Origin of the sequence: Actinomadura kijaniata NBRC 14229 (genome assembly GCF_001552175.1) — a bacterium.
Taxonomy (GTDB): Bacteria; Actinomycetota; Actinomycetes; order Streptosporangiales; family Streptosporangiaceae; genus Spirillospora; species Spirillospora kijaniata.
On the sequence record NZ_BCQR01000301.1, the window covers coordinates 1 to 5,482 of the forward strand.

The window sequence follows — 5,482 nt, forward strand, 5'->3', positions numbered from 1 at the left end:
GGGCACCGGCGGCCCCGGCGACCGCCGCCCCCGCGATCCCCGCCGCCGCCCCGGTCACGGCCGCGACGAGCGCGGCGGTCGCGACGACCCGCCGGGGACGGCCCACCGGGCGTTCCCACGCCGCGGGCCCGGGCGGGTACGGCGGGAACAGCGCCGCCGGTTCCTCCCACCGCGGCGGTCCCAGGCACGGGTCGGCGCGGGTCGCCGTGTTCGAGGGCCGCAGCGGATCACCCCACGGGTCGGGGTGCGGACGGTGGGAGGGGTCGGTGCTCACGGCGGCTCCTCGCGTTCTCGGTGCGGGAATGCGTTCTCCCCCGGGGGTACGTCCGAGATCGGCGCCGGGGTCGAACACCGGGGGAGAATGAACGCGTTTCCGGGGCGGGTGCGTAGTCCTGACGAGGACTTCTCTCCGACACCGCCGAATCCCCGGGAGCGCCCGTGTCCGACCGCCTCTGGCCCGAGCAGCCCAGACGCACCCGGCGCCGCCGGCCCGGCCCGCCACGGCACCGGCGGTCCCCGCACGGGCACCCCCGGTACGGGCGGTCCCGCCCGGCCGGCTCGGTCGGCGGGGCGCTGGGCCTGACGGCGGCCTCCACGGCGGTGTGGGGCGTGGCGCACCTGCGGGCGGGCCGCCGGGGCGCGGGCGCGGCGCTGATGGCGGCGTTCGCCGCGCTGCTCGGCGGCGCGGCCGTGGCGGTGCTGGGATTCCGGGAGGAACTGCAGCGGGTCGCGGTGCAGCCGCGCTGGCTGGACGCCCTGGCGGTGGGGCTGGTGGTGCTCGCGTTGTCGTGGTCGGCCGTGGTGGTCCGGTCGTACCAGGTCGCCCGGCCCCCGCGGGCCACGCCCGCCGGGGAGGTCGCGGCGGCCGTGGCCGTGGTGCTGCTCGTCGCCGCCGTGTGCGCGCCGCTGGCGCTGGCCGCGCGGGGCGCCCGGGTGCTGGGCGGCACGATCGACGACGTCTTCCAGGGCACTCGGGCGGGCGCGCCGTTCCCCGACCGGGCGCGCGTCACCGTCCTGCTGTTGGGCGGGGACGGCGCGGGCAACCGGCGGGGCGTCCGGCCCGACAGCCTGACGGTCGCCAGCGTCGACACCCGGACCGGCGACGTCGTGCTGTTCGGGCTGCCGCGCAACCTGCAGCGGTTCCCGGTGCCCGCGCGGCTGCGGTCGCGCTGGCCGGACGGCTACACCGGGTCCCGGCCGGGCGCGGAGGGGCTGCTGAACGAGCTCTACCAGGACGCCGAGGAGAACCCGGCGCTGGTGCCCGGCGTCCCCGACGGGCGGCGCGGGCCCCGGATCATGAAGGAGCAGGTGGGTTTCCTGCTGGGGCGGCCGGTGGACTTCTACGTGCTGGTCAACCTGTTCGGGTTCCGCGACCTCGTGGACGCGGTCGGCGGCGTGCGGGTGCGGGTGGACCGTCCGATCCCCTACGGCGGGCCGTCCGACGGCAGCCGCCCGACCGGCGTGATCCCGGCCGGGACGCAGCGGCTGGACGGGGAGCGGGCGCTGTGGTTCGCGCGGGCGCGGCAGGGCAGCAGCGACTTCGCCCGCATGGCGCGGCAGCGGTGCCTGCTCAAAGCGATCTCCGAGCAGGCCGACCCGCGGCGGGTGCTGACCGGGGTCCGCGGGCTCTCCGCCGCGACGCGCCGGGCGGTGTCCACCGACCTTCCGGCCGAGCTGCTGCCCGCGCTGGTGGGGCTGGCGGAGAAGGCCAGGGGCGGCGACCTCCGCAGCGTGCAGTTCACGCCGCCGCGCTTCCGGGTCTTCCGCCCCGACGTGAACGCGATGCGCCGCCAGGTCGCCGCCGCCCTCGCGCCGCCCCGGACGCGGCGGACGGCGGCCCCGGCCCTCGCGCGACCGCGCGAGGGCCGGGGCGGGGAGTCGCTCCGGGCGGCCTGCGGTTGAGCCAGGGGGTCAGGAGGTGGCGGGCCGCCGGTACAGGTGGGTGCCCGGGATCGCCGCCGGGTCCTGGCGGACGGCGGCCGGGTTCGTCTCCTTCAGCACCCACGCGCACACGAACGTGATCAGCCCGGTGGCCGCCACGTACACCGACACCAGCGTCGTCGAGCCCGTCTCGCCGATGATGGCCGTCATCAGGAACGGGGTGCCGCCGCTGATGGTGATCGACGCCAGCTGGTAGGCCAGGGACGCGCCGGAGTAGCGGACGTTCGGCTCCAGCAGTTCACCGATGTAGGCGGCCAGCGGGCCGTAGGTGAGGGACTGGCCGACCGAGCCGACGAACACCGCCAGCGCGATCAGCGGCAGGGAGCGGGTGTTCACCAGCCAGAAGTACGGGAACGCCCACAGCACGATGATCGCGCCGCCGAGCAGGATCATCGGGCGGCGGCCGACGCGGTCGGAGATCCAGCCCGCCCACAGCACGATCCCGGCGCTCAGCAGGGTGATCGGCAGGGAGATCGACAGGACGGCGTCGCGGCTGAGCCTCAGCTCGGTGGTGGCGTAGCTGACCACCCCGGCGACGCTGATGTAGAACAGGGCGTTGGTCCCGGCGAGCAGGCCCGCGGCCAGCAGGATCGTGCGCCAGTGGCGGCGGACCGCCTCGGCGACCGGGGCCTTGACGACCTGCTCGGTCCTGGCGGCCGTCTCGGCGGCCAGCTCGCGGAACTCGGCGCTGTCCTCGACGCGGGCCTGGATGTAGAGCGCGACCGGGAACATCACCGCGCTGGCAAGGAAGGGGATCCGCCAGCCCCAGCTGAGGAACGCCTCGTCGGAGGTGGCCTGCACGGCGATCAGGAAGGCGGCGTTGCCGAGGCAGACGCCGAACGCCACGCCCATCTGCCCGAACGTCCCGGCGAAGCCCTTGCGCTTGGGCGAGGCGGACTCGGTGAGCAGCAGGACGATGCCGCCCCACTGCGCGCCGCAGGCCAGCCCCTGCACGAAGCGCAGGGCGACCAGCAGGACCGGGGCCAGCACGCCGATCGTGCCCGCGCCCGGCAGGCAGCCGATCAGGAACGTGCCGAGGCCCATCAGCAGCAGCGACGCCACCACGATCTTCTTGCGGCCGTAGCGGTCGCCGAGGTGGCCGGCGACCACGCCGCCGATCGGGCGGGCGAGGAACCCGGCCCAGAACGTGCTGAACGACAGCAGCGTCCCGGCCAGCGCCGAGGACTCGGGGAAGAAGACCTTCGGGAAGACCAGGGCGGCGGCCGTCCCGTAGAGGAAGAAGTCGTACCACTCGATCGAACTGCCGATCAGTCCCGCGCCCAGCAGCTTGCCCTGGGCGCGGGGGCGGGCGGGTTGCGTCGTCGGTGAGGCCACGTGATCACTCCTTCTGCTCGCGTTCACGCCGCGACCAGTGCGCCGGCCCGCACCCCCGGACGGGCGCTCACCCGCTGTCCGGGCCGTTGGTCCCCCTTCTTAGTTGAATCCAACGTCAGGTTCAAGTAGTGACTGATCTCACACCATGCGGTAATTTCGCTGCTCAGGTGTGGCTTGGCGAAGCTTGGTGGGATCCTGGCGGGCATGGAGACGAACGGCCGGACGGCGCCGCGCAGCAGGCGCGGCATGCGCACGCGGCAGGCGCTGATCACCGCCGCCCGCGAGGTCTTCGAGCGGGACGGCTACCTCGACGCCCGCATCAGCGACATCACCGGGACGGCGGGCGTGGCGTCCGGGTCGTTCTACACCTACTTCACCGACAAGGAGGAGATCTTCGCGGCGGTCGTGGAGCAGGTGAACGAGGAGATGCTCCACCCCCATCTGCGGGAGCGCACCGGGATCACCGACCCCCGGCTGCTGATCGACGCCGCCAACCGGGAGTACCTGCGCTCCTACCGCCGCAACGCCCGGCTGATGGCGCTGTTCGAGCAGGTCGCCCAGATCGACGAGAACTTCCGGCGACTGCGCGTGGAGCGCGGCGACGCCTTCGTCCAGCGCAACGCGAGGATGATCCGCGCGCTCCAGGAGCGGGGCGAGGCCGATCCCGACCTCGACCCGCTGATGACCGCCTACGCCCTGTCGGCGATGGTCAGCCGGATGGCCTACTGGGTCTATGTCGCCGAGCAGCCGATCGCGTTCGAGCGCCTGCTGACGACGCTGAACCAGATCTGGGCCAACGCGCTGGGCATGAAGCCGCCCGGCTGATCATCCCGTCGGCCCGACGCCGGCCGGACGCCGGCCGCGTCCCGTAGAGTCGATCGCATGGCAGACGAGGGTTCGGTGCGCGTGGACCTGTGGATCTGGTCCGTCCGGCTGCTGAAGACGCGTTCCCAGGCGACCGCGGCGTGCCGGGGCGGGCACGTGCGGGTCAACGACGAGCGGGCCAAGCCCGCCACCCCGGTCAAGCCCGGGGACGAGGTGCGCGTGCGGCACGAGGGCCGCGAGCGGATCGTCGTCGTCAAGAAGGTCATCCGCAAGCGGGTCGGGGCGCCGGTCGCGGCCGAGTGCCTGGTCGACAACAGCCCTCCCCCGCCGCCCCGCGGGGTGCTGATGCCGGTCGCCCGCCGCGAGCGCGGGGCCGGGCGGCCCACCAAGCGGGACCGCCGGGAGCTGGAGCGGCTCCGGGCGCTGGACCAGCTGGCGGCCTCCCGGCGCGCCCAGGACTGACGCCGCGCACCGGCAGACCCCGGACCCGCGGCCTGGCCGAAGTCGAGCGCGTCCGCCGGAGGCGATGGAGGCATCGGAGGGGGGTCGGACACCGGTTCGGACGGCGTCCGCGCTCGACTCGGTGGTCAGCCGCTTCTTCCTGCTCTCGGGGCCAGGGCGTGCCCCGTTCGGGCTCGCGTGGTTCGGTGTCGCGTTCTCCTCGTTCCCTCCCGGGTGTCCGGTGGTGTGGGAGCCGGGCGGGGTGACCCGGCTCTCCTGTTCGGTTCCGTGCGGGGCGCCCGTCTCGTGAGAAGCGGGGATCTCGCCGAGGCGGTCAGTGTCCCTCCGGCTGCAGGGGGTGGCTCGGTCGGGTCGGGATCGGAACGCGGGCCGCTCTCCTGCGGATCTCGGCGACCAGTTCCACGTCGCTGAGGCGGGGAGGCGGAGCGGGGGTCGCGCCGAACGCCTCGAAGAGGCGGTGCAGCTCACCGATCACGTCGTTGAACAGGCCGTCGTTCGCGTCTTCAGCCGGAGGGTGGGGTCGGGTCTCACTCATGACACACTCACATCGGGTCCTGGCCGTTGACTTCTCGCGGACCAAGATCGTGCCGTAGCAGCGCCCGGAGATTGGTCAAGGCGCGAAAGGTCTGGCTACGAACTGTCGCTGGTGAACAGCTCAGCGCTTCTGCGGTCTCCTTCACGGTGAGGTTTTCCCAGTAGCGCAGCACGATCACCGCTCTTTGTCGAGGGCCGAGTTCGGCCAGCTTGTCCAATAGCAGGATGCGGTCCACCACCTGCTCCTGGCCGCCGGGTTTCGGCTCGGGCTCGGGGATCTGGTCGGTGAGGAACTCGCGCGACCTGCCGGGTGCCGCGCGGTGGTTGATGAACGTCCGGACCATCACCGTGCGCGCGTAGGCGGACAGTTCATCCCGACGATCAA

At 73.7% G+C, this 5,482-nt stretch carries 6 protein-coding genes and 1 pseudogene; 3 read left to right on the plus strand and 4 right to left on the minus strand.

Annotation, left to right across the window (positions count from 1 at the left end; translation table 11 throughout):
* A pseudogene (locus AKI01S_RS47970) lies at nt 1-274 on the minus strand (hypothetical protein); the annotation flags it as partial.
* A gap of 164 nt (nt 275-438) precedes the next feature.
* Between AKI01S_RS47970 and AKI01S_RS47975 the strand changes: the two are divergent.
* Complete coding sequence (locus AKI01S_RS47975; protein ID WP_067833657.1) at nt 439-1,902, plus strand: LCP family protein; 1,464 nt, start codon at nt 439-441, stop codon at nt 1,900-1,902.
* Nucleotides 1,903-1,911: 9 nt separating this feature from the next.
* On the opposite strand, the gene AKI01S_RS47980 is transcribed toward AKI01S_RS47975, so the two are convergent.
* A complete protein-coding gene (locus AKI01S_RS47980) occupies nt 1,912-3,276 on the minus strand; it encodes an MFS transporter (RefSeq protein WP_218010096.1) in 1,365 nt (454 codons plus the stop codon).
* A gap of 204 nt (nt 3,277-3,480) precedes the next feature.
* Here AKI01S_RS47980 and AKI01S_RS47985 point away from each other — a divergent pair, with 204 nt between their 5' ends.
* A complete protein-coding gene (locus AKI01S_RS47985) occupies nt 3,481-4,101 on the plus strand; it encodes a TetR/AcrR family transcriptional regulator (RefSeq protein ID WP_218010097.1) in 621 nt (206 codons plus the stop codon).
* Between the two features lie 57 nt (nt 4,102-4,158).
* On the plus strand, nt 4,159-4,563 hold the full coding sequence (locus tag AKI01S_RS47990; protein ID WP_067833665.1) for an RNA-binding S4 domain-containing protein: 405 nt from the start codon (nt 4,159-4,161) through the stop codon (nt 4,561-4,563).
* Between the two features lie 313 nt (nt 4,564-4,876).
* Here the strand turns inward: AKI01S_RS47990 and AKI01S_RS47995 are convergent, their stop codons facing one another.
* Together AKI01S_RS47995 and AKI01S_RS48000 are read right to left on the minus strand one after the other, a co-directional pair.
* Nucleotides 4,877-5,098 carry a hypothetical protein gene (locus AKI01S_RS47995; protein ID WP_067833668.1) on the minus strand — a complete coding sequence of 74 codons (222 nt, stop codon included), beginning with the start codon at nt 5,096-5,098 and terminating at the stop codon, nt 4,877-4,879.
* 7 nt (nt 5,099-5,105) lie between these two features.
* The coding region (locus AKI01S_RS48000) for a sigma-70 family RNA polymerase sigma factor (protein ID WP_157420729.1) at nt 5,106-5,482 on the minus strand (377 nt) is incomplete at its 5' end.